This is a genomic window from Desulfobotulus alkaliphilus (genome assembly GCF_007830435.1).
In the GTDB taxonomy this organism is placed as follows: domain Bacteria; phylum Desulfobacterota; class Desulfobacteria; order Desulfobacterales; family ASO4-4; genus Desulfobotulus; species Desulfobotulus alkaliphilus.
The window spans coordinates 1-25,061 of the sequence record NZ_VLLC01000026.1; the positions used below are offsets into that span (position 1 = coordinate 1).

Here is a 25,061-nt window from a genome sequence, read left to right on the forward strand (position 1 = left end):
GAGAAGCCCTCAGGATTTACAGGGATAAGGATGTCGTTGAAAAAGGCTTTGACCGCATGAAAAACAATCTTGATCTTGGCAGGCTAAGGGTTCACAGCAATCACAAGGCCTGGAACAAAACCTTCGTTGGTTTTTTGGCGCTTATATTGTTGTCAAAGATCCATTACACGATGGTGCAGGAAAAATTGTACTGCAAAATGACAATGAAAGAGCTGATTTTAACTTTATCCAAACTACGCATTCAGGAAATTAAGGGAGTTAGAATCCTTTTCCCATTAACCAAGCTTCAAAAAACTATCTTCAAAGCCTTTGGAGCTAAAGAGCCTTCGTAGGTATAAAAATGAGCGGGATTTTAGGGTCAATGCTTTATTGAATATGCGGGCACTGACCGGAAAGGCTGAACCTTTTTTCCTCCCGGTCGCCGGATTTTTTGATGTGAGACCTTTTGATATCCTGAAGGGGCCACAGAATAAATCCCGTTTTACGGTTGCGGAAAAGAAAGGATACAGGGGCTTTGCCTTTTGTGCAGAAGGATAAGACAAAGGCGCTGGGGCCATTGCGGGCCTGTTGTTGTGTCAGAAAAATACGAATATGGATTTGAAGAGTTGAAGTGGGTGCCCTGTAGTTGTTCTCCCGCTCTGGTCCAGCAAAGAGCTACGCTTGGTGGGTTTCACCCGACACCCAGATCCGGGCTGAGCAAACGGTCATAAAGCCAAGACCCTCATACAGCCGGAGACCCGCCGGAGTTGCGCCGAGAAAGAAGCGTCGGATCCCATTGTCGCGTGCTTTCACCATTACGGCCGATAGTAGCCGACGACCGATTCCGCCACGCTGTTGTGCCGCAACTGTCCCCATGGCCCAGATGCCGCATGTATCGCCATGGTATGTCAACGTAACACTCCCCACAGCCTCACCATGGGAACGTGCGATGTAAACATCGGCAGCTGTAGTATCAAACAAGGAATGCGGCGTGGCTCGCAGCACACTGTCTTTAGGCATGCTGTAGGCCGAGACCATCACATCTGCGCATGCGTCAGCGTCCTCGGCACCATGTGCGCGCCCGATTTCAACCTCGGGATTGCCAGAGGGATCGAGAGGCGGGTCATTACAGACCATGATCGGAAAGTCCACCGCATGGACCAGGCCCAGATTTGCTGCAATCTCGTCAACCGCTTCTCCGGCCTCAGGAAACACCATAACCAGAAATGGAAGATTGCGCCTGAGACACGAACGCGCCATGTCCCGAAAATGTTGCTGGTTAGCGCCAGCCCCAACCACCAGCATATTCAGGTCAGCAACCGGTTCGTTCGATAAGACCAATTGCAAACCAGGGCGTGCAGCTGCCTCATAGAGTGCCGCCTCGCCTAGCAAGGTAGTGAGGGCGTCATTGGTGAGGCGGCGCAAGACCGCTTCGTTTAAAGGTTTCGATGCAATGCTCATAGTTTTACCTTTTTGCTTTGTTTGTTTCGAATACGAATATCGGTAGGACGAGGTGTTTTAGGGTCTTATCTGAAGCCAGAGAACAACAGTCTGTGGTTATCTTTCCAAGGGGTAGGGGTTGAGTCACCGCACCAAATTGGAGCACGCTAAAAATCGATAAGTGTCAGGCCATAGTTGTTATGTGTGTTTCCCCTCATTATGCATACCTTTAGCCAGCGAATCACGGATTTCACGCAGCAACTCGGTTTGTTGCTTAGCCTCTTCCAGGGCTACATGCTGTGTTTTGATGGATTCATTGATTTTTTCCTCGGCACGTTTCTGCGCTTCGATCGATAACTTCATTTTCTTATTATTACCGAAAGAGGTGATAAAAAAATAAAGAACAATTGCGACAAGGATGTAATTTGAATATTCCCAGAAAAACATTTTTGTATTGCTTGGCATTGCGGATTCCGCAAGTTCATGCTGTAATTGGGAGTACTCCTCGGCTGATATCCACAGCTGTGCAGAGTTATCAAAGAACAGGGAATTAGATTGCAGCCACTTATAGTAAGGTCTCCCGTATTTTGTGAGTTCCTCAGACGCCATTCCAACCAACTCAACTTCTACGTATCCTGTCTTAGTAATCCCGCCGCCATAGATGTCCGGGAATTCCTCAACGCCGTAAACCAGAACTCTGAGATTACCCTCGAAGGGAATTTGTTCAAATTTAATCGTATATTCACCGGGCGTCTCACTTGTATCAAACTTTGCCACTTCCGAGTGCTGGCGCTGGATGTTTTCCCAAGCCTTCAACAGGCTTTCACGGTCTTGGGAAAAACTTGTTGTCGAGGTTAATGCGAGGACTGCAAGCAGAAGCCATTTCATAGTTTTCTCCAAAGGGTGCCCCCTTTTGTGTGCAAGGCAGGATTTTTCTACAAGGACCAAGTGGGTGTCCTACCTATGCTTAAGTTATCTTTACCGGGGGGTGATATCGGAAAAAAATATTATTTCCAGTAAAGTTGGGATGGTAACCTTCCGGTACACCGAAAATACGGGTAAAATTCGATACAGGACGCTGAAGGGTGAGGATTTTCTTCGTCTGATCCTTAAACATGTGCTGCCAAAGGGCTTTCGAAGAATCAGGGATTATGGATTTCTACACAGCAAAGCCAAAAAGCTGCTTTCACTCGTTCAACATGTCCTGCGTGTCCAGCTTGAAAGTATAACTCCTGTCCCAAGAGCTTCTTTCAGCTGTCCCCGCTGTAAGGCTCCCATGAAGGTTCTGTTTTTCCTTCTGAGACCCGGATGAAAAGGATTCATTGGCAATCACCGGGCATCAACCGAATCGCGGAGGTGGCAACACTATGAAAATACAGATCTTTTTTAAAGCCTTGTAAAAGGTCTTGCCCCTCTGCGTCCTCAAAAAATTCTTCCTTCCAGACTACCTCCGGATACGCCCCTTCCAAAAAAAGCTATTTCCTTATAATAGAAACCTGTCGGGGATGCCGCTACGGGCTGGTTCAACACCGGATGAGATCGTGGTTCGTCCCTCACATGATCTATCCTTATCTGTTAGGCTGCCTTTTAAACGCTACAAATTTTTGTCAGTGGCCATTTATTTTATCACACCTGGGTCACTTTAATTGGCCACCAACACCTTTCTCGATATTTCCGCCAGTAAACCTAGGTGGAGTCAGCTCTGTGCCAAGTACAGCATCTGAATAGCTCGAAAGCCACATTCCCTTTTCCCGTAATGAAGGTCTTTTACTAGCAGTCAGCCCCAACACAATCTCGACAATTGAGGTCGTCAACTTTTCCGTTCCTTGATCTTTGAAGAGGCCGAGATAGTCGACAAAGACTAAGCCGTCGTCTTCTTTTATTAGAAATTTTGGATATTCATCTTGGTCGGGATATATAAGATCAATAAGGTCTCGTGATACTACAACACGCGGAAAACGTGCAACAGTACTTTCCACAAAATATGCATCAATAAGTCCAGCGCTGAAAGTGAATGTTCCATTTGAGAAATGTTTGTTAACGGCTATACCCCCGCGGCAGATCAGGCCTTCGTCCAATAACAACCGTTGATATTCTGCAACCTTGGTGGCAAACCACTCGAATCCATTTACCTCGAACGGCTTAGCTACAACAATTGAGTCTGAAAATTGCGTGACTGTGCAATAGGGATCATCTTTGAAAATATTTCCTGCGCTTTGATGACAGCGAAATAGCTTACCTAGATGCGGTTGGTTTTCACTAGTAACGTCCGAACGCACCATTGCCGTGAAACCTAGGATATCTAAAAAAGCGACATAGTGTTGCTTCAGCTCAATGGCCATTTCAATCCAGCCTTAATTCAGTTTTTCTAGGACTGCAGTTATTTCTCCGAAGAGTTTTTTGTAGTCATTCATTCTTCTTTGGGCTTGTGTCCAATTATTGCCTGCCCACGGCTTACCGGTTGGAGTAATCCGCGCGGTATCTGCCTGCTGGAGACTAAAAACAGCTTTTCCAACTTCCTGCATCAGTGGTGCCAACTGACTGAAGTCAGGTACTTTAGCAACCACCGGATTGATGGACGTTGGAAGGTAAAGTTTCGATGCCTTGCTATGCTTATCAAAAATAGGTTTCAACTGCTTCGTTATTTCGGTTGGAAGGCGATCCATCCATAGTTTGAAACCCGGTTTCGGTGCTCCAGCATAAGATTTAAAAGCCTGAACTATGGCTCCCAAAAATGCTGGCGTGCCTGGTCTAATTGGAAGGCCAAGGTCTTCATATTGTTTCTTAACTAGCGCATGCTCAGACATCCAACGGTCCACGATCTTTGCTAAAGTGCCCACTGCTTGTACGTTAAATCGATCAGGAGCAACCGGAATAAAAAATGCGTCACACACCAGAAAGAACGAACGAGTAAGCGCGCCCGAGCTTGGGCCTACATCAATAAATATGTAGTCTAATTGTAATTTTTCGGCTAGCCTCGACAAAAAATCACCGGTAGCAATGTATGTACGCATAAGATTTGTACGCATTGCTAAACGCTGGAGATGAGCTTCTGACAGTTCATCTTCAATTGAACTGAGGTCTACTGAACCTCTTAGAAGCTGAAGATTATCGCCAATAGTTACTGTCTCAATTTTGTCAATATCAATAAAGGCTGCATCCCCCTCAATACGCTGATTGAGCGCATCAAGTAAACTTGTGCCAGGAAGTTCAGGAACATTTTCAGCGTGAGACTCCGCTGCGTCCGTGTCAATTTGTTCGATAAGTGGGGCCAACGCTATCTCAGTGAGATTACATTGGGGATCTGCGTCGACCATCAAGACCTTTTTTCCCTTATCCGCCAGATAAGAGGCCAAATTGAAGGTCGAAGTAGTTTTAGATACGCCACCTTTATGATTGTAAAGAGTAACGATTTTCATAGATTTTTCCTTATGAGTTTCTCGGTCGATGAGACCTCAATAGTCGACCTGAGCAGAGTACAAATTTTATAGGTGCAGGTTTGACGTAGTCTAACGAAAAGCTAAGCCGGAGCAGCGCCGCAGGCGCTGCGATCGGCTTTAGCGACAGGTTGGGCCTCACTTTAAATCACCCAAAACTACAATATAAGTTGGCGCACCAATACTAGCGAAAAACTGAACTGTGGCATAAAGCACACGAGGTTCTTTAAGTTCATGAATTCCGAGATAGTGAATTACACTTTCACGCTTAAGGTAAGGTTCAGAGAGCGTTCCGACAAACTTACCGATCGTGTTTGGTTTATATAGCATTGCGGAAATAAGCGCATCAGGATTCTTTAAGCGATCAATCTGTCCGTTAACGTATGCATTGGCATAGGCGGTTTTAACCACCATTTGCGCAAATGCTGCCGGTTCGTTTCCCTGTGAAACAATTTTCATTTTTGTTGCTTTTAGCCGCATTGCAAAATCTTCTATGGCGACGCCAAAGCTACCCGTAGTTATGCCATTCATTTTAATAGGTGACTCTATGCCTGCCAAGTAGGTTGGTTCTTCAAACGTTGGAAAAGCGAGTAATAAAGGTGCTTCGTTTCTCGGAACCTCAATTATCCGTTCCTCCTCGTCTATCGTTACCAGAAGCGGTACTGTTTCTGGGACGTCATGATGCTTGGTTCTTGATGGCAAACCATGTATAAAGCGAACCATTTGCATCGGGCCACGAAGCACAGCAGTTTCAAATTTGTGAGTTATCTTTTGACAAGAGCGACACGACCCCTTGGGTATGGTAACATTGCCGCCAAGAGCGTATGCAATTATGTGTTCCCTTGTTCGTTCTCTTTCTGTGGAACCACAGTAGATGCAGGCCTCTGCAACGGACGTTTCTGTTTTAGAAAAGTCCTGAAGCTTTTCCGAACTCACAACAGACACAATGGGCGTAGAACTTTTTCCCGTTTCTTCCCAACGGGTTTCACCGTCCATAACCAATTTCATGTTAGTGGAAATATGCATTTTGCTCATAATGCCCAACAGTTTAATAAGTGGAAACTTTCCATCTTATCCGTTCTTATATCTGGACAATTTTCCGTTTATTCTGGTATTAAAGGGCAAAAAATGGAAAACTGTATCCCGTCTTTACCCATCCATCAAGAAAAAAATTTGATTTTCCATTTATCCCGATATCAGAGGTCAAAACATGGAAAAAGGGACGAAATTCAGACCCGATCCGAATCTGAAGATTATGGATCAGGTTCGTGCGGTTCTGCGCTAACGCCTCCATTCCGGGGTACCCAAGGGGCTTATGGCAAAGCTATTGTATGGCAGTGGCCTGCGTCTTATAGCGTGCATTCGTATGAGGATCAGGGATGTGGATTTTTGAGCAGGGGCTGATTTTGTACGTGAAGGGAGAGGGGCAGGCACAGGGGCCTGCCCCTACAGGGGGATTATACCCACTCTCCACTTGCTGCTGCACTGACGGATAAGGATGAAGGGGAGGTAAAACCATTTAAAAAACAAGCTGCTTCTCTCTTACAACCTTATTCCTTCTTCCGCATCTCCCTTAGAATCTCCGCCATATGGCAGACCCGCATCCGGGAGGCGTGTTTGTCCATGCCGCCGGATATCTGCATGACGCAGCCGGGGCAGTCCGTTACCACAATATCGGCACCCGTTGCTTCCATGTTGGCTACCTTGCGGCGGAGAAGCTGTTCAGAGACTTCCGGGAAGTCAACGGAATAGGAACCGGAGAAGCCGCAGCACACATCCTCGTCTGCAGCCGGGACATAGTCAAGGCCAGCAACCCGCATCAGCTCCCTTGGCTCTTCTACCACATCAAGGCCCCGGCAGAGATGGCAGGGTGCGTGGTAGGCCACCTTCTTGCCGCTCACACGGAAATCATCCGCCGTCACCTTCAGCACATTCACCATGAAGGAGGAGAAATCAATGATCTTTTCCTCAAGTTTTTTCACACCTTCAGGCACTGCGTTTTCCTTCTGCAAGAGCTTGGGGTAGTTCTCCTTGATGTGGGAGCCGCAGGAAGCGCAGAGGGTGAGGATATAATCGTACCTGTCCGTATCCAGAGCTTTCAGGTTCTGTTCGGCCACTTCTTTGGCGGTTTCGTTTTCTGCCATCATGAGAAGGGGCAGGCCGCAGCAGGTCTGATCCATGGGAAGGTCCACATCCACGCCATAGCTTGCAAGAAGGGTCACGGCATCTTTTGCCTGCTGGGGATAGATGAAATCCTGGGCGCAGCCTGCAAAAAGGGCCACTTTGAGTTTGGGATTTCTGACCACGGGCTTGAAGCTGCTCCACTGATCCCGCAGGGGATGTTTGGCCAGAACGGGGATGGTGCGGAAATCGTGCTTGCGGCCAAAAATCGTGGGCAGATGCCGGATCTTCGGGCCGTCGGCAATGGGGGCCTGAGCCATCCACGCGTTCTTGAGCAGGGTGTGGAAGAGCTTGCGGTTGCCCATGACCCGGGCGAGAAGGCGGTTTCTCAAAGGCCGCTTGCCGTCTTCGTCCATGACTTCCCTGTACACCTTTTTAATGAGGTAGGGGAGATCAATCTTTGCGGGGCAGACCACCTTGCAGCTCTGGCAGTTGAGGCAGTTTTTCACGATGGCGCGGGCATTGTCTCTCCCATGGTAGAAGAAGGTGAGGATGAGACCGATGGCACCGATGTACACATGCCCGTAGGTGTGGCCGCCGAGGATACGGTAGATGGGGCAGACATTGGCGCAGGCTCCGCAGCGGATACAGCGCAGCACTTCGGAAAACACGGGGTCTTTGGCAAGGGCCAGACGGCCATTGTCCAGGAAAACGATGTGCCGGGTTTGGACTTCTTTTTCCGATGCGCCGCAGGGGGGCTGGCCCTTGATCCAGGTCACATAGGAGGTGATGCCCTGACCCGTGGCGTTTCTTGTAAGGCCCTTTAAGGCTGTCAGGGCTGTCTTGATGTCCGGGATGAGTTTGTCCACACCGGCAAGGGTGACATGCACACGGGGCAGGGTGGTGGTGAGCCGGGCATTGCCTTCATTGGTGACAATACCGATGGCTCCGGAGTCGGCCATGGCAAAGTTGGCACCGGAGATGCCCATGTCCGCCTCGATGAAGCGGGGCCGAAGCTGTTTTCTTGCCACCTTCACGAGTTTGTCAATGTTCTCCGGATCCTGCTCTTCTCCGGATACCCCGGTGAAAAGATCGCCCACCTGATAGCGGGAAAGGTGGATGGCGGGCATGACCATGTGGGAAGGGCCTTCGTGGCGAAGCTGGATGATCCATTCCCCAAGGTCCGTTTCCGTGACTTTCAGGCCCTGCTTTTCCAGATGATCGTTGAGAAAGGTTTCCTCGGCCGTCATGGATTTGGATTTGACAATGGTTTTTACATTGTTTTCCTTTGCGATGGCCGCAATGATGGCATTGGCCTCCTGGGCGGTTTTGGCAAAATGCACCTTCACCCCGTCGGCTTCCGCATGCCGGGTGAATTCTTCCAGCAGTTCCTCAAGCCGTGGCAGGGCCGCATCCTTGGCGCAGGCAATTTCTTCCCGCAGTGCCTCAAGATCCATACCGCTGAAGGCCTTGGCCCTGGATGCCTTGTAGCTGGTGGCAAAATTGTTCAGGGTGGTCTGGAGGAACTTTTCCTTTAGGGTGGCACGGATCTGATCCGTGTAGTCCTTCATGTTCTGGGGCGTTTTAATCATCGGCTTTTTCCTCCTTGAAAAGAATGTGCAGGAATTCAGGCCCATGGACGCCAATGCTCAACACCCGTTCAATATCTGCGGTACGGCTGGGGCCGGTGATGAAAGCCATGTAGGCGGCACCGTTTTCTTTGATGGCTGCATCCAGAAGGGGAGCCAGTTCATCGGTGGAAGGATAAATGGTGGCGGGGTCCAGCACGCAGACATGGGTTTCCGCCAGCATGGTGGCGATGCGCAGATTTTCATCCGCAGAGCGCAGCACCAGCGTTCCGGTCTGGGCAATGCCCCAGAGGGCAGGGGTCAGGCCGGTGTGGATATTTTCAAGGTGGGGTCTGAAGGGAGGCTCCAGCACCTCAATGCCTTTGGCTTTGGCCTTCTCCTTTAAATCCGGAAGAAGGGCTGCAAGGGTTTCTTCGTCAAAACCTGCAAGGGCAATGGTCTTTCCGCCCTGATCTGCGGTGAGATCCACGGTATAGGCTGCAATGACTTCCGGCGTGGCAGCACTGCTCACAAGGGTCTGTATCGCCTCGGCCTTTTCCTTGAATAGCTCTTTATTTTTTCCATTTTCCATGGATGTCTCCTTTGGATCTTTTAAAAAAAATTACAGCGTTTCCGCATAAAGCTCGATGCTGTGTTTCACGCGGACCTTGTCGCCTTTGGAGGCAAGCATGTCCGTGAGCTGCATCATGCATGCAGGGCAGCCGGTGGCAACAATTTCTGCCTGTGTGGCAACAATGTTGTCCCTTTTTTTCTGGCCGATCTGGGTGGAGGTTTCATAATGCTGGAGATTGAAACTTCCGCCGGAACCGCAGCAGGTGTTGGCATCCTGCATTTCTTTGATGTGATACCTGCCGCTGGCCTGAATCAGGGTTCTGGGCTGGGAGAAAACGCCCAAGGATTTACCGAGGTGGCAGGGATCATGGAAGGTGACGGCCCTGCCTTCTGCCCCGTCCTTTGGACGTACACCCACTTTGTCCACAAGGAACTGGTTGATATCCATGACCTTTGCGCTGAGGGCATCAATTTCCCTGCGCCGTTTCATGTCCAGATTTTCGGCCATCATGGGCCATACCTTTTTCAGGGTGGCCGTACAGGTGGCACAGGGTGTCACCAGAACATCAAAGCCTTTGCCGGAAAAGCAGTTCAGGTTGAGATCCACAAGCTTCTCAAAGGATTTTGTATCTCCCGATGCTAAAGCTGGCATACCGCAGCAGGCCTGATTTGCCGGAAGAAAGACACCAACGCCGTGGTGTTTCATAACTTTCAGTACCGCCTCCCCAATGCCCGTGTACATCTTGTCCACAAGGCAGCCCGGATAGAAGGCCACCTTCAGCCCGGATTTTCCGGCGGGTGTATCCATGGAGGGATGGCTTTTCCGGAAAGGCTTTGAAGCCAGCGGAACAATCTGTCGGTTGCCGAGGATGGAGGAAAGCATGGGCGCGCAGGAGGTACCATGGTAGGCATTGGCCTTTTTTGTCATGATCCCCTGAAATTTCGAGCCCATATCCACAAGGCGGTTGAAAAGTTCAGGATGGGTGAGGGTGCCCCGGAAGATGGCCTTTTTAACGGGAGAAAGGCCGGTGTATTCCGTAAGGGCCGCTCTGGCCTTGAGGAAGATGTCCGTGGCCTTGACCCCGCTGGGGCAGCTGGCGGAACAGGAGCCGCAGAGCAGGCATTTGTCAAGCTTGCATTTTACCCCTTCGGCATCGCTGATCATCTGGTGGCTGAGGCCTTCCAGCAGGGCAATTTTACCCCTGGCCACATCCCCTTCATTGAGTGTGCGGGCAAAAACCGGACATACGGACTGGCACATGCCACAGCGCATGCATCCGGCCAGCATGTCGTCAATGTCCATTAGCAGGCGGTGTAAACGTTTCAGATCCCCCATGATGTCAGCCTCCGATGATTTTTCCGGGATTCAGGATGTTTTTGGGATCCACGGCACGCTTGATTTTTCTGGAAAATTCAATGGAACCCCTTCCGATCTCTTTTTCCATGAAGCCCGCCTTGGCAAGGCCGATGCCGTGTTCCCCGGAGAGTGTACCACCCATTCCAAGGGCCAGCTCAAATATTTCTTCCACACCCTTTTCTACCCGGTGCCATTCTTCCCTGTCCCGTTTGTCACAGAGGATGGTGGGGTGCAGGTTGCCGTCTCCGGCATGGCCAAAGGTGCCGATGGTGAGTTTATGTCTGGCTGCTATGGCATCGAGGCCCCGCACCATGTCGGGAATACGGCTTCTGGGTACGGTGGCATCTTCCAGAACCGTGGTGGGTCTCAGCTTGGCCAGTGCGGAAAGGGCCGTCCTTCTGGCTTCCCATACCTTGTTTCTCTCTTCGGCATTCTGGGCCACCTGAATACGGCTGGCTCCGTTGGCCTTGCAGATGGTCTCCACCTCGGCGGCTTCGTCTTCCACCTGGGCAGGGTGGCCATCCACCTCAATGAGTAAAAGGGCCTTGGCTTCCGTGGGAAGTCCCACTTTTGCAAAATCTTCCACCGTGCGGATGGTGAAGTTGTCCATGAATTCCAGCGTACATGGAATGATCTTGGCGGCAATGATGGCGGCCACGGTTTCGGCGGCCTGATCCACGGAATCGTAGACGGCCATCATGGATCTGGAAGCCTTTGGCGGGGGGACAAGCTTGAGGGTGATCTGGCTGTAAACGCCGAAACATCCTTCACTGGCCGTCATGAGGCCTGCAAGGTTGAAACCGGTCACGCATTTGACGGTTTTTGATCCGGTGCGAACATGGGTACCCGTGGCATCATAGAATTCCATGCCCATGACATAATCCTTGGAAACACCGTACTTCAGACCCCGCAGGCCCCCGGCGTTTTCCGCCACATTCCCGGCAATGGTGGATACGGTCTGGCTGCCGGGATCCGGAGGATAGAAGAGGCCCTTGGCTGCCACTGCGGAAGCCAGCTGGGCTGTGATGACACCGGGTTCCACAATGGCGTACATATCCGCCTCATTGATTTCAATGATGCGCTGGAGGCCGTTGGTGAGCATCACAAGGCCGCCCATGGAAGGGATGGTGCCGCCGCTTAAGTTGGTTCCGGCTCCCCGGACTGTTACCGGGATATTGTTTTCATTGCAGAGTTTTAAAATGGCACCGATGTCTTCGGTATTTCTTGGCCGGACCACAAGGCCGGGCATGACAGGCGCAAGAACCGCCGCATCATAGGCGTAGTTCATGCGGTCGGTTTCACTTTCCATGACGTTTTCAGCGCCAAGAAGATCTTTAAAGGCACCCACAAGGGAGTTTTTTTTCATGGGAATTCTCCATCCGTCTCAGGATTCTTGTGAACCGGCATCCGGCTTTTTCAGCCGGATGCCATCATATTTTTGGTTTAGAAAGTTGCGGGGAAAAGCACATAGGTAAAGAGGAGACCCATGATGCCCACAAGGATACCGTAAAGGACCATGGGGATGATGGTTTTTCTTATGATCAGACCTTCCACGCCCACAAGACCGACGGTGGCGGAAGCGGCCACAACGTTATGGACACAGATCATGTTGCCCATGGCGGCACCCACACCCTGAACGCCCATGATGATTTCACGGCTGGCACCGATGGTGGTGGCAAGGCCGTACTGGAAGTCGGAGAAGAGCAGGTCGGATACGGTGGCGGAACCTGTAATAAAGGAACCAAGGGCACCCACATAGGCGGCAAAGAAGGGCCAGCTCTGGCCAGCAACGGCAGCAACCGCCGTTGCCATGGAAAGGGGCATGGAGTGATATCCCAGAAGATTGTTGCCGGACTGTCTCATGATTTCAACCAGAGCCACGGCAAAGAGCATGGCAATGGTGGGATTTTTCAGACGGATGAAGCTCTCTTTCCATGCCTTGGCTGCCTTGTCCGCAGGAATCTTGTGCAGGAAGATGGTGATGATTGCCACCAGCATGAAGGGGATGACACCGGGAAGATAGAAGGGTGTCATGGTGAAGTTTACGGTTTCATAGCCAAGAATCTGGGTGAAACTGATCTTGAAGGACGTGGCAAGGGCCTTGAAGGGCAGGTCGTTCAGGCGCGTAAGGACAAGGATGCCTGCAATGAGTACGTAGGGCAGCCATGCCATGAACTGGCTCATCCGGGGTTTCAGATCTTTGGAGCCTACCTCAATTTCGCCCATCCATTCCTTTTCCCATGAACTGCGCTCACCGAATTCCCAGTTTTCCTTGGGCATGAGGAAGCCTTTTTTGGCAGCAGTGATGACAACGCCAAGTCCCACAAGGCCGCCGATGAGGGAAGGGAATTCCACACCCACGAGGAAGGCTGTGAGCAGGTAGGGTATGTTGAAGGCAAAGGAGGCAAAGAGGGCGAATTTCCATGCGCCAAGGCCTTCTTTCCAGGATTTGTTTTTGCCAAAAAAACGGGTAAGAAAGCAGATGAGGAAGATGAGGAAGCCAAGGCCTACAATGGCGTGCATGACAGCGGCCCACTGACCGACATTCATGAGAAAGCCGTTAAAGGTTGTGAATCCGACGTTTTCACCTGCGGCAATGGCTGCGTTCACAGGGGTTTCAAGGGTCATCATGCCAAACCAGATGGGAGTGCCCACGGCACCGAAGGTAACGGGAATGGAGTTGGAGATAAGGGCAACGCAGACCGCTGCAAGGGCTGGGAAGCCAAGGCCCAGCAGCAGGGGGGCGGCAAGGGCTGCGGGGGTTCCGAAACCCGCAGATCCTTCAATGAAAGCACCGAACATGAAGGCGATGATGATGGTCTGGATGCGCCTGTCCGGAGAGATACCCGTGAAACCGTAACTGATGGTTTCCATGGCTCCGCTGGTCTGCATGGTGTAAAGGATGACAATGGCACCGAAAACAATGATGAGAACGTTGATGGCACTGCCAAAACCCGCCAGAGTTGAGGCGGCAATGAAGCCAAAATCCATGTTCCAGACGGTCATGCCAATGAGGGCACATACCAGCCAGGCCAGGGGCATGGCTTTGGTGGCGGGCCAGCGCATGCCAACCATGAGAACCAGAACAATGGCAATGGGTACAAAAGCGAGTAAAGCAAGCATTCCAATGGACATCACAGGCCTCCTTGATGGAAAAAAGGTGCAGGGTTGTTCGGGGTTACCCTGACAGTATAATGGTAAAGGAATCACTCCGGGGGCGTTCCGGCCGGGGAAGGGGGGAAGCCGGAATTGCCTGAACATCGTTTTTATTTCGGGCGATGTTTCGCCCGGAGTGGTATCCGTTCTGGCCTATAGCGATATCTGTGCCATGGAAAAAAAGATGTTTTATTTAAAGTGTTTATGTTTTTTTTGTGGTTTTACTCAGCGGATTGAGCGGGCAAAGGTCTGAAAAACAGGAATGGAATTCCGGGAGACAGGTATTTGTTTGGTATTGTCGAATTGTTTTTTGGGTTCTGGTGGAAGTGTGTCTTTATCCGTCCGGAAAAACGGATTCCCTGTTCTGTTTTTCAGGATTTCATATGGTGATCTTGAAAAAACTTCTATATAGTCTGATGAACATGGTTTAAATCTGTAAGGATTCTGGCTGCGTCTCTGACCGAAAGAAAAAAAATGACATTTTTCAGTATAAAAAGAAGTCTTTTACCGATAAAAACAGGCCTGCTTTCCCTTTTTCTGGTTCTTTTGATCAGTTTTTCCGTTCAGGCGGACATTAAAAAACGGGTTCTTTACCTCAATTCCTATGAAGACGGATATGCATGGTCTGATACCCTGCTTGAGGGGCTTCGCTCTGTTCTGGAAGCCGCTCCCTACAGGGTGAATCTGCACGTGGAATATATGGATACAAAACGGTATCCGGATCCTGAGCTGAGGCCCTACCTTGTTGATCTGTACCGTTATAAATATGAGGGACTGGATATTGATGCCATCATTGTTTCCGATGACTATGCCTTTGATTTCATACTGGCATACAGGGATATGCTGTTTCCGGGGGTGCCGGTTGTTTTCTGCGGAGTCAATGATTATCAGCCTTCACGCATTGAAGGGGTGGAAAAGATAACGGGCATGGCGGAGAGTTTCAGCGTGGTGGAAAATGTGGAACTTGCCCTGCGCCTGATTCCTGATGCAGGGCGTATGGTGGTGGTTGGAGATGAATCCTTTACCGGTGGTGCCACCATGTCTGCCATCCGTCAGGTGGCCCCTCTCTTTGAGGACCGGCTGGAGATTGAGTACTGGTCTGACCTTGCAATGGAGGCCGCCATAGAGGCGGTATCCCGCCTGCCCGAGGACACCTTTATTTTTTATGTGCCCTATTACGAGTATCTCAAGGGCAGTTTTTACAGTGCGGAAGATATCCTTGAGCGCATCTGCAAGAATGCCAGTGTGCCGGTGTTCACCTTTTGGGAGTTTCTTATGGGGTCCGGTGCCATCGGCGGGCAGCTGACCAGCGGATACCGCCACGGAAAAATGGCGGGAGAGATGCTGCTTCAGGTTCTGGAAGGGACTCCCGCTGCATCCATACCTGTCATCACGGAAGATCCCTATATCCTTCTTTTTGATTATGCGGCCATGAAACGCTGGGGAATGGATATGGGTCTATTGCCCAGAGGCAGTATTTTCATCAATGAGCCCCGTCATTTTTACGAGCTGAACCGTGAGGTTTTCTGGACCCTCATGGTCAGCATGGCCCTCCTTTCACTGGTTCTTGTTTTTCTTGTGTTCAACATTGTCCGCAGAAGGGTGGTGGAGGAAAAAATAAGGGATCAGCTTTCCTTTTTAAAAATTCTGATGAATACCATCCCCATTCCCATATATTTCAAGGATAAGGGGGGGCGATTTCTGGGATGTAACAACAGTTTTGAAAACTGGTTCGGTGTACAGGTGCGTAATATTGTGGACAAGGGGGACGCTGTGTTGCAGGGGCGGCATCCCGTGCGCCTTTTTGATGAAGTGGATGAAGCCCTTTTAAAGGAACCGGGTGTGCGGGTATACGAGAACCGTATCCATGATGCTTCGGGCATTCACCGCCATGTGATTCTGACCAAGGCCACCTATCTGAATGCAAGGGGCGAAGTGCTGGGGCTGGTGGGGGTTATCAATGATGTGCACGGGATGAAAACGGCCCAGGAGAATCTGCGTATTGCCGAAGAACGGTATCGCAGTATTTTTGAGAATGCCTCCAAGGGGATTTTTATTGCTTCTCCCGAGGGCAGGCTCACCCACATGAACCGGGCCTTTGCCCACATACTGGGCTATGATACCGAAGATGATGCTTTGCAAAAGACAGGCGGACTGCTGGAACCCCATTATGTGGATCCGGAAAGCAGGAAGGTTTTTTGGGAAATCCTTCTGGCTGGCCGGGAGGTCACGGGGTTTGAGGTGGCTTTTTATACCAGAGGCAGAAAAATGCGCTGGGCATCCCTGAGTGCCAGAGCCGTATATGATGCCGATGGACGGATGGTGCATGTGGAGGGCATTGGTGAAGACATCACCAAGCGCAGGCATGCAGAAATGGCCCTGATGGAGTCCCGGCAGCGTCTCTGGCTGGTGCTGGACAATATTCCCCAGCTTGTTTTCTGGCAGGACAGGGAGTTGCGTATCATGGGGATGAACCGCAGCAGTGCGGAATTTTTTGGTCTGGAAAACGGTCCCCGTGTGATAGGAAAAACCCTTTATGAGCTGCTGCCTGATAAGGAAGATGCGGCCATGCTCATGGAGCGGGGTGAGCGGGCTGTTCTGCAGCAGGAGCCGGTGTACCGTTTTAAATGCCATATACAGGATGGCAGGGGACGCAAGATCTGGCTGGAGATCAACAAGGTTCCGCTGCTGGGAGCCGATGGTGTGGCCAGCGGTGTTCTAACCTGCGCTGAGGATATCACCCGGAAGGTGACCCTGGAACGCCAGCTTTTACAAAGCCAGAAAATGGAGGCGCTGGGGAGGCTTTCCGGTGGTATCGCCCATGACTTCAACAATATTCTGACATCCATCATCAATTCCGCAGAACTGGCCATGGAGGATCTGGAAGAGGGCAGTATGGGCCGGAAGGATCTGGAACGGGTACTGCGGGCAGGGGAACGGGGCAGCGGCATGATCAAAAAGATTCTGGCCTTCAGCCGTCCCGGCAGGGAAGAATTTCAGTGCGTGGATTTAAGGTCCGTGGTTCAGGAGGGACTGGATCTGCTGAGGACATCCATTCCCGGTCATATCCGTGTGAAAGAGGAATTCTGCGGTGAGCAGCCGTTAAGTTGTATGGCAGACCCCGTTCAGATTCATCAGGTTCTGATGAATCTCTGCACCAATGCCCTGCAGGCCATGGGCAGCCATCCCGGCACCCTGGAAGTGCACCTTTCTTCCCTCACTCTGGGAGAAACAGAAGCCCATGGGGCGGGTTTGGCACCGGGTTTTTATGTCTGTCTCCGTGTGGCGGACAATGGTCCGGGCATTGCTGCCGCTGTACTGGATAAGATATTTGATCCCTTTTTCACCACCCGCGAGAAGGGAGGCGGCAGCGGTCTGGGGCTTTCCATGGTACACGGCATTGTGATGAACCACGGAGGGTCTGTGCAGGTCAGCAGCATTCCCTTTGAAAGGACGGTTTTCGATGTTTTTCTGCCCCTGGAAAAAAAGGGGGGGACATCTCCTGCCACATGCCGGGAATCTGCGGTAAACGGGAATGAACGCCTGCTTTTTGTGGAGGATGATCCGGATCAGCGGGAAACCGTTCCAAGAATTTTAAGGAATCTCGGCTACAGGGTGGTTTCGGTCGGTACGGCCGATGAAGCCCTCTTTCGCATGGAAGCAACGGAAAAAAATTTTGACCTTGTACTCACGGATTATGATATGCCCGGAACCGATGGCCTTCGCCTTGCCCATCGTCTGGAAAGCATGAGCCCGGATCTGCCGGTGATTCTTGTTACGGGCGGAGGTATGGCAGAAACCCTTCAGCCCAGGGGTAATATCCGGGCTGTACTCTCTAAACCCTACAGCCGGGATTCCCTGAACCGGGTAATCCGCAGCGTGCTGGATGCAGAGCTCTGTTGAAAGGATGCCTCGTGGCAGATATTCTTGTAATTGATGATGATGTGGTTTTCTGTGAAACCATGGCCAGCCTGATACAGAGAATGGAGCATGGGTTCCATGCCTTTCATACGCTTCGGGAAGGGGTGGCCTTTCTTTCCGGGCATTCCGTGGATGTGGTCTTTCTGGATGTTCGCCTGCCCGATGGCAATGGACTGGATGCCATCCCACGCATACGCGCCTCCCTCGGGAATCCGGAGGTAATCATTCTCACGGGCCTTGGAGATCCGGACGGGGCGGAGCTGGCCATTGCTGCCGGTGTCTGGGATTATCTGGTCAAGCCCTTTTCCGTCAAACAGACCCGTTTAAGTCTGGACAGGGCCCTTCGCTACAGGCTTGAAAAACAGCAGGCCCGGGAACCGGAACCTTTGGATCTTTCCTCCGTGGTAGGGGAAGGGCCTGCCATGAAAGCCTGCTACACCCTCCTTGCCCAGGCTGCCCGCAGCGATTCAAGGGTGCTGATCACAGGAGAAACGGGCACGGGAAAAGAGCTTTTTGCAAGGACCATCCATGATAACAGTGGCAGATCAAAGGGTGAGTTTGTGGTGGTGGACTGTGCTTCCATCACGGAGACCCTTCTGGAATCCACCCTTTTCGGGCATAAAAAAGGCGCCTTTACCGGAGCGGACAGCGACCGGACAGGGCTTGTGAAGATGGCTGACGGCGGCACGCTTTTTCTGGATGAGGTTGGGGATATGCCCCTTTCCATACAGAAATCTTTTCTGAGGGTTTTACAGGAAAGACGTTTCAGGCCGGTAGGCGAGACCCGTGAGCTGACATCGGATTTTCGTCTCATCGCCGCCACCAACCGCAATCTTCAGGAGATGGTGGAAGAAGGAAAGTTCCGTCAGGATCTGCTTTTCCGCCTCTGGACCATTTCCCTCAGGCTGCCGCCCTTACGGGAAAGGGGTGCGGAGGATATCCGGGGCCTTAGCCGTGTTCACATAAGAAATCTCTGCCAGAAGGCCGGTGTGGCCATGAAAGAACCAGCTCCGGATTTTCTTGAGGTGCTGCTGGCCTATGACTGGCCCGGTAATGTGCGGGAGCTTTTCAATGTGCTGGAGGTGGCCTTTGTGGCTTCCCGTGAGAACAGAACCCTTTATGCCATGGATCTTCCTCCTGAGGTGAGAATCCGGGTGATGCGTGCTGCCCTCTCTGACGGGGGAGGAAACGATGCTCTTGGGGAAAGCCGGGCTTTTTCCCCTGTTCCGTCTTTTCCTGCCATGGAAAATGCCCTTCCCGAATCCCTGCAGGGGGATCTTCCCAGTCTGAAAGATTTCAAGACAGAGATGGAGGCCCTGTATCTGGATGTTCTGATGAAAAGGACAGGGGGCAGCCCCCAGGAAATGATGTCTGTTTCCGGCCTCTCCAAGTCCCACTTTTATGCTTTGCTGAAAAAATACGGAAGATCCTTAAAATAAGCAGGGCATCCGGGAAGGAGTGCAGGATCTGCCTTTGATGGATGGGTGTCATCTTTTTTTTCGGACTGACGGTTTTTTTTCCGGGAAAAAATACCTTTTTTGCATGTTTCTTTCGACAAGTAGGGTGAATACTGTAAAGAAGCGAACCTTTTTTTTCCTGTTCATGGATGAGTCATTACAGGGCAGAGGATTTCAAGGTTTTGTTTTTTTATACCTTAATTTAAAATGAGGGTTTGGGTGGATCGGTAGGGTATGGAAAAAAGTTGTTTTTTTATCTTGTTGGCATCTTGATTGCATTATTAATTTCAGAACCCCAAAGGGTCCCGCCGATATTTTCGGTGGTGAAAACCAGTGAACCGGGTAGCCTGTCTGGCATGATTCCCATTGGCAGTTTTCCTCTTCAAGTCATTTCCGAAAGCATCCTTCCCGTTTTTTTTCTTATCTTCAGGCAACCCCGGTGCTGGTATTCTCAATCATAACAAAACACCGGATATCCCCACAATAAAGGAGTGATCGCATGTTCAAGCATATTGTTCTTTTCCGTTTGAAAAAAGGTGCCAGAGGCTTAAGTATGGAAGAAAATATTGCTGAGCTTAAAGCCATGCTGGAGGGGCTGCCGGAAAAGATAGCGGATATCCGCTTTCTTGAGGTGGGCGTGGATGTTCTGGGAACGGGTCACAGCAGTCATGTTTCCCTTATTACGGAATTTGATGATGATGCGGCTTTTACCCGCTATGTGCAGCATCCGGATCACCAGAAGGTTCTGGCCTTCCTGCAGGGCGTGCTGGAAGAGCGGCGGGTAGTGGATTATACGGTGTAAATTATTTTAGAATATAAAGAAGCAGAGTATGAAAACGGTTTTCCGGGGTAAAGGAAAGCCGTTTTTTGATTTCTGATTTTTTTTACCCTTGCGAATGTTTATTGCGGCCCTCTTCTCCAGGGTCACCCTTTACGGGTGTCCGATACCAAAGGCAGGATCTGGGCACGCAATTTTTCTGATGTAAGGTTCCCATGGCTGAAAAAATGGTGGTAATCAGATTTATTTTTGTTGTTTTCTGTTTTTGCTTTCAGTTTTTCCGTAATATGCTATGGCTTATGAGGAAGATCAATGGGTAGAACAATATGAACCAAAAGATTCGTATTGCAGACCAAAGATCTGGAAAAGCTTCAATAAGTAAGAAATCAGGTCATGGAACAGTTAATACAGCTATTTCAGGCATAAAATCTGGCAAAGTTGAGATAGACTTGAAATACACTGCCGGAATCACTCCACAGCAGGGCTTTGTCCATGCCGGGAGAGGATGGGCAGTTATGGATAGCTATTTGATATAAAGAATGATCTCTGATGCCGGAGAGATACCTTAAACCGATCCGTTTTCAGGTATATATAAGATATGGTATACCGGAATTGCAGGCGTTGAGAGGCTAAGAATTAAGGGCGTAATTTTATGATGGAGAAATATCAGGGCTGGAAAGAGGGGCTTGTGTCCCTTGCGGAAAAACTTTCAGATCTTACGGAAAAATACAGGGAGAACGGTGCCGGCGATGTCGGAGCTGCGGCATCCTGGACCTCGGATATCCGGGAGATTCTCAGGCAGTTTCGGGAAGAAACCCTGAAAGTGGCTGTGGTGGGAACCATCAAGTCCGGTAAAAGTACCCTTGTGAATGCCTGGCTGGGTGCGGATCTGCTCAAGCGGGGAGCTGGTGTTGTTACTTCCATTGTGACCCGTGTACGCAGGGGCGAGAAGCTTTCGGCAAAGGTCCGTTTCAAGGACTGGGATGAAATTAATGCCGACATAGAAGGCTCTCTGACCCTGTTTCCCGCAAGCGGATGGCGCAGGGTGGATGCGGGTTTTGATATCCGCCGGGACAGAGACAGGGAAGATCTTGCGGCAGCCCTGAAAACGCTGGGAACAGACCAGCTGATCACAGAGGATGCAAGGAATATCCATAGTGTGTACCTCTCATCCTATCTGGAAGGCTACGGGGCTGTACGCTCCTTTATCACCTCGGATCTTCCTGAAGCGGTTTTTGAAGGGGAGGGTTTTTCAGATTATCAGGATTTTGTGGCAGATGAGGTACGGGCCGCCTATGTGCGGGATATTCTCATCACCGTAGATGATGACCGTATGCCCGACGGCATTGAGCTGGCCGACTGTCAGGGCAGCGATGCCCCCAATCCCCTCCATATTGCTCAGGTGCAGGATTATCTTTTTCAGGCCCATATGGTCCTTTATGTCATCAGCAGCCGCACGGGCCTGCGGCAGGCGGATCTACGTTTCTTAAACATGATCCGCAAAATGGGTATTCTGGATTCCGTTATTTTTGTACTGAATACGGACTTCAGCGAGCACGGCGATGAAGGGGACATCCGCCGGGTGAGGGAAAAGGTGGAGTCCGAACTGGGGCTTCTATGCCCCGGTGTCAGGGTGCACGTCTTTTCAGCCCTTTATAGGCTTTTTAAAGATATGGAAGGAAAAGAGGGGTTCCCTGAAAAGGAAAAACTCAGGCTGGCCCAGTGGGAGGCGGATGCTTCCATGACGGAACAGAGCCGGGTCTCCTTTGATGATTTTGAAAAAAGCATGAACAGACGTATGACGGCAGACAGGGCAAGGCTGCTTTTGATGAATCAGGCCGCACGGCTGCGCCAGATTCTTTCCTCCATGGCCAATCACTGTCGTGTGGACAGGGATATCCTTGGTGGCGATCAGGAACAGGCCCGCCGCATTCTCGAAGAGGTAAGGGGGCGGCACAAGAGGATCGCTCAGGTGCAGGGGCTGATCCGAAACACCCTCGACGGTTCCGGCGCCATTCTGGAAAAGGAGCTGAAAACAAGGATAGACCGCTTCTTTGACGGAGCTTCCGGGGAAGTGCTGCCCGATATCCTTGCCTTTATCCGGGACTACAGGCCTGAAATGGATGCCTATGCCCCTGTTCTGGAATCATCGGGACTGTCGGTGGCCCTTTATCATGCTTTTCAGGATTTCAGGCAGGCTCTGGACACTTTCATGACGGACAGGGTGAATCCTGAAATCGTGCGCTTTATCCGGGAGCTGGAAGCCCGTATGCAGGAGCATTATGCCGAGGTGGCCAGACCCTATGCCTCCATGGTGGATGAGGTTCTGGAGGAATACTGTTCAGGCCTTGAAGGCATGGGTGTAAGGCTGGATCTGCCGCCTTCGGCTGGCAATTCCGGGCTTATGGTCGAACCCAGAATTCATGCGGAGCGCATGGGGCTGCATCTGCCCCCGGCCCATGCCGTGACAAGGTACACGGCAAAGGTAAAAGCGGAAAGCCATGTCCTTTTTGGATTCCATCGTTTTAAGCGCTGGATCAGCGGCTTTTTTTCAAAGGACAGGGAAGAGCATACGGAAAATCTCAGGGGAAGAGACGGGCTGAAGGTTCTTGCAGGGAGTCTGAAGAAGATCTGTCGGGAAACGGAAAAACAGCTCCTTGAACATATGGTAGATTATCGTGAAAACTTGAAATTTCAGTATGTTCTTGCCCTGTCAACTTCGCTGGCTTCAGCCCTGCAGGCGGACCTTGAGGCAAGATTCAGTACCTGTGTCACGGAAATGGATACGCTGGATCAGACAGCGGCAAGGAAAGGAGCCAGTCAGCAGGAACGCCTTGAGAAGGTGGCTTTTATCCTTGCGGAAAGCGATGTGCTGGACAGGGATTTTGCCAGAATTCAGGAGGATATGGGACGCAGCTGAGGTATGGGGCCTATGCCTGGCTTCAGGCCTGTATGCTGAAAAAACTGCCGGGTTGAATTTCTCTGGGGCCATAGGGCTGTTCTTCTGTTTTTCCTTCCGTCACGGCCTGCTTTTGCCTTTCTTCCATCTGCATCAGGGCAATTTCCTGAAGAGCGTCGCTGCGGATCATGGTGGCACGGGCTGCCACGCTGCGGTCCTGGGGGGAGGGGTCCATGGGAGCAAGGGCGGCACGGCGCACCTGCTCCATTTTTCTGGCTGTGGCTTCAGGATCTCCGGGTACGGGGGAAACATCTATGGAAACTTCACCGCCAATGGCATACATGCGGCCATCCGGGCCTTTCTGATAGTTATAGCGGATACCGCCACTGACATGCCCCCCTCCGGCGGCAACATGGGCCTGCTCGTGGGCCCTCACTTCCTGATCCCGACTTTTGAGTTCCGACAGCATGCGCATCTGTGCCGGAGTGAGGCGGTTGAGGGTCGCAGGATGGCTGGAATTTTCTTTTTCTTCCTGATCCGGGGATATTTCCGGGCGCAGGGAAACAGGCGCCGCCGGCTGGGTGCGGCCTGATGTTTCCCCTTTCTGGATGCGGGGACCGGTGTAGCTTTCCGGTTGCATATGGATGGCGGTCTGGATTTCCATTCCCGTCTCCGTAAATGCTGCCTGTCAGTACCTTTGGGAAACTTTGTGTATCTCCCAAGAATATTTATACAAAAAAATAATAAGGCTTTTTTTCCTTTTTGTAAATCCTTAGGCTCCTCCCTGTTATTCGGGTATTGTTTCCATGCAAGGCAGGAGCCTGTGACAGCAATGGCAGGTTTTGTCTCCGTTGACCGGTAAGCGGGGCTTTGTTATAGATTTTTCCTTTTTGATTTTGAGAACAGGAGTGGCTATGGAGCGCAGGGCTGTTGTGGAAAGAAAAACCGGGGAAACGGATATCAGGGTTTCCTGGAATCTGGATGGCAGTGGAAAGGCCCGCATGGCAACGGGCATTCCTTTTTTTGATCATATGCTGACCCTCTTTGCGGTGCATGGCTGCTTTGATCTGGAGGTGGACTGCAAGGGGGATATTGATATCGACTGGCACCACAGCGTGGAAGATGTGGGTATTGTTATGGGAGATGTGCTGGCCGAGGCTTTGGGAAGCAGGAAAGGGCTGGTCCGTTACGGAGACTCCGTTGTGCCCATGGATGAAACCCTCTGCAGGGTGGCACTGGATCTTTCCAACCGGCCCTTTCTGGTGTGCCGTCTGCCGGACCCCATCCGCTGTCCCGGCCCCTTTGACCCTTACCTTGCCAAGGAATTTCTGAGGGCTTTTTCCCTGCGTTCCGGCATGACACTGCACATAGACGTGGTTTACGGAGAGAACAGCCACCACATTGTGGAGGCCATGTTCAAGGCCCTGGGCAGGGCGCTGGACAAGGCTGTCCGGCTGGATCCGAGGGTGACGGGCGTTCCTTCCACCAAGGGGCTGCTTTAACTTAAATGATGTCAATGGTTTCTGAAGTTGATGAACTATGGTTCGATTGATCCGAAAGGCAGATATTTATGATATTGATTCCGGCTGTGGATATTAAAAACGGGCGTTGCGTGCGTCTTTTTCAGGGACGTATGGATGCGGAAACGGTTTTTTCCCATGATCCTGTGGCACAGGCCCGGCAGTGGGAAGCGGAAGGGGCTCTTCGGATACACCTTGTGGATCTGGACGGAGCGGTGGAGCAGAAGCCCAGAAATCTGGAGCTGATTGAAAAAATAGCTTCAGCCGTTGGTGTGCCTGTGCAGGTTGGCGGTGGTATCCGTTCCATGGAAACCATTTCCCACTACCTTTCCATCGGCGTTGACAGGGTGATTCTGGGAACGGCAGCCCTCAGAAATCCAGAACTGGTACGTGCCGCCTGTGCGGACTGGCCGGGGCGTATTGTGGTGGGTATTGATGCCAGAGCTGGCATGGTTGCCGTGGACGGATGGGTTGAAACCAGCGAAACCACAGCCATTGAACTGGCCCGTCGTTTTGAGGGTGCAGGCGTGGCAGCCATTATATTTACGGATATTGGAAGGGATGGCACCCATGGCGGCGTGAATCTTGAAGAGACAAAGGCCCTTGCAGAAGCCGTATCCATTCCTGTCATTGCTTCCGGTGGTGTTTCCACACTAAAAGATCTTGAGGCGCTGCTTCCTCTGGAGGCTTCCGGAGTGGAAGCTGTGATCAGTGGCAGGGCCCTTTATGAGGGAACCCTTACCATTGCAGAAGCCAATACCCTTTTTCGGTCGGCTGGTTTTTCCGGTGGAGGGGGCAGGTCCTAGTCAGGGGCATTTTTTATATTTTTTATTTTTCTTGACAGAAGGACAAAAC

At 51.1% G+C, this 25,061-nt stretch carries 17 protein-coding genes and 2 pseudogenes; 9 read left to right on the plus strand and 10 right to left on the minus strand.

All coding sequences use genetic code 11. The annotated features are described in order from the left end of the window. Window positions 1-332: pseudogene (locus LZ24_RS17305) on the plus strand (hypothetical protein); the annotation flags it as partial. A 322-nt stretch (window positions 333-654) separates the two neighbouring features. Here the strand turns inward: LZ24_RS17305 and LZ24_RS13475 are convergent. Beyond that, entirely contained in the window at window positions 655-1,440 is a 786-nt protein-coding gene (locus tag LZ24_RS13475; RefSeq protein WP_144686003.1) for a GNAT family N-acetyltransferase, read from the minus strand. 727 nt (window positions 1,441-2,167) lie between these two features. Here LZ24_RS13475 and LZ24_RS13485 point away from each other — a divergent pair. Then, a pseudogene (locus tag LZ24_RS13485) lies at window positions 2,168-2,731 on the plus strand (transposase); the annotation flags it as partial. 325 nt (window positions 2,732-3,056) lie between these two features. Here the strand turns inward: LZ24_RS13485 and LZ24_RS13490 are convergent. The 8 genes from LZ24_RS13490 to LZ24_RS13530 all read right to left on the minus strand — a co-directional run bounded on the left by LZ24_RS13490 (window position 3,057) and on the right by LZ24_RS13530 (window position 13,610). Beyond that, entirely contained in the window at window positions 3,057-3,761 is a 705-nt protein-coding gene (locus tag LZ24_RS13490; RefSeq protein WP_144686009.1) for a hypothetical protein, read from the minus strand. A 12-nt stretch (window positions 3,762-3,773) separates the two neighbouring features. Further along, window positions 3,774-4,838 carry a ParA family protein gene (locus LZ24_RS13495; RefSeq protein WP_144686011.1) on the minus strand — a complete coding sequence of 355 codons (1,065 nt, stop codon included), beginning with the start codon at window positions 4,836-4,838 and terminating at the stop codon, window positions 3,774-3,776. Window positions 4,839-4,994: 156 nt separating this feature from the next. Then, a complete protein-coding gene (locus LZ24_RS13500; RefSeq protein WP_186443149.1) occupies window positions 4,995-5,852 on the minus strand; it encodes an HNH endonuclease in 858 nt (285 codons plus the stop codon). Between the two features lie 554 nt (window positions 5,853-6,406). Beyond that, window positions 6,407-8,569 (minus strand): L-lactate dehydrogenase (quinone) large subunit LdhH, encoded by a 2,163-nt coding sequence (gene ldhH, locus LZ24_RS13510; protein ID WP_222427641.1) that lies wholly within the window; start codon window positions 8,567-8,569, stop codon window positions 6,407-6,409. Then, window positions 8,562-9,137 carry a LutC/YkgG family protein gene (locus LZ24_RS13515; RefSeq protein WP_144686015.1) on the minus strand — a complete coding sequence of 192 codons (576 nt, stop codon included), beginning with the start codon at window positions 9,135-9,137 and terminating at the stop codon, window positions 8,562-8,564. The genes ldhH and LZ24_RS13515 overlap by 8 nt, the downstream gene beginning before the upstream one ends. Before the next feature lie 30 nt (window positions 9,138-9,167). Continuing rightward, window positions 9,168-10,454 carry a (Fe-S)-binding protein gene (locus LZ24_RS13520; protein WP_144686017.1) on the minus strand — a complete coding sequence of 429 codons (1,287 nt, stop codon included), beginning with the start codon at window positions 10,452-10,454 and terminating at the stop codon, window positions 9,168-9,170. A 4-nt stretch (window positions 10,455-10,458) separates the two neighbouring features. Continuing rightward, window positions 10,459-11,841: an FAD-binding oxidoreductase gene (locus LZ24_RS13525; protein ID WP_144686019.1), complete on the minus strand. Its 1,383-nt coding sequence runs from the start codon at window positions 11,839-11,841 to the stop codon at window positions 10,459-10,461. 77 nt (window positions 11,842-11,918) lie between these two features. Then, window positions 11,919-13,610, minus strand: a complete 1,692-nt coding sequence (locus LZ24_RS13530; RefSeq protein WP_144686021.1) for an L-lactate permease — start codon at window positions 13,608-13,610, stop codon at window positions 11,919-11,921. Between the two features lie 495 nt (window positions 13,611-14,105). Here LZ24_RS13530 and LZ24_RS13535 point away from each other — a divergent pair, with 495 nt between their 5' ends. From LZ24_RS13535 to LZ24_RS13555, 5 genes are all read left to right on the plus strand, one after another. Further along, window positions 14,106-17,534, plus strand: a complete 3,429-nt coding sequence (locus LZ24_RS13535) for an ABC transporter substrate binding protein (protein ID WP_144686023.1) — start codon at window positions 14,106-14,108, stop codon at window positions 17,532-17,534. 11 nt (window positions 17,535-17,545) lie between these two features. Continuing rightward, window positions 17,546-18,991: a sigma-54-dependent transcriptional regulator gene (locus LZ24_RS13540; protein WP_144686025.1), complete on the plus strand. Its 1,446-nt coding sequence runs from the start codon at window positions 17,546-17,548 to the stop codon at window positions 18,989-18,991. A 517-nt stretch (window positions 18,992-19,508) separates the two neighbouring features. Beyond that, on the plus strand, window positions 19,509-19,811 hold the full coding sequence (locus LZ24_RS13545; RefSeq protein ID WP_144686027.1) for a Dabb family protein: 303 nt from the start codon (window positions 19,509-19,511) through the stop codon (window positions 19,809-19,811). A gap of 302 nt (window positions 19,812-20,113) precedes the next feature. Next, window positions 20,114-20,323, plus strand: a complete 210-nt coding sequence (locus LZ24_RS13550) for a hypothetical protein (RefSeq protein WP_144686029.1) — start codon at window positions 20,114-20,116, stop codon at window positions 20,321-20,323. A 116-nt stretch (window positions 20,324-20,439) separates the two neighbouring features. Further along, complete coding sequence (locus tag LZ24_RS13555; protein WP_144686031.1) at window positions 20,440-22,707, plus strand: dynamin family protein; 2,268 nt, start codon at window positions 20,440-20,442, stop codon at window positions 22,705-22,707. A gap of 22 nt (window positions 22,708-22,729) precedes the next feature. Here the strand turns inward: LZ24_RS13555 and LZ24_RS13560 are convergent, their stop codons facing one another. Continuing rightward, on the minus strand, window positions 22,730-23,350 hold the full coding sequence (locus LZ24_RS13560; RefSeq protein WP_144686033.1) for a putative metalloprotease CJM1_0395 family protein: 621 nt from the start codon (window positions 23,348-23,350) through the stop codon (window positions 22,730-22,732). A gap of 250 nt (window positions 23,351-23,600) precedes the next feature. Between LZ24_RS13560 and hisB the strand changes: the two genes are divergently transcribed. Continuing rightward, on the plus strand, window positions 23,601-24,188 hold the full coding sequence (gene hisB / locus LZ24_RS13565) for an imidazoleglycerol-phosphate dehydratase HisB (RefSeq protein ID WP_144686035.1): 588 nt from the start codon (window positions 23,601-23,603) through the stop codon (window positions 24,186-24,188). A gap of 68 nt (window positions 24,189-24,256) precedes the next feature. After that, window positions 24,257-25,012, plus strand: a complete 756-nt coding sequence (gene hisA, locus LZ24_RS13570) for a 1-(5-phosphoribosyl)-5-[(5-phosphoribosylamino)methylideneamino]imidazole-4-carboxamide isomerase (RefSeq protein WP_144686037.1) — start codon at window positions 24,257-24,259, stop codon at window positions 25,010-25,012. The last annotated feature ends 49 nt before the right edge of the window (window positions 25,013-25,061 follow it).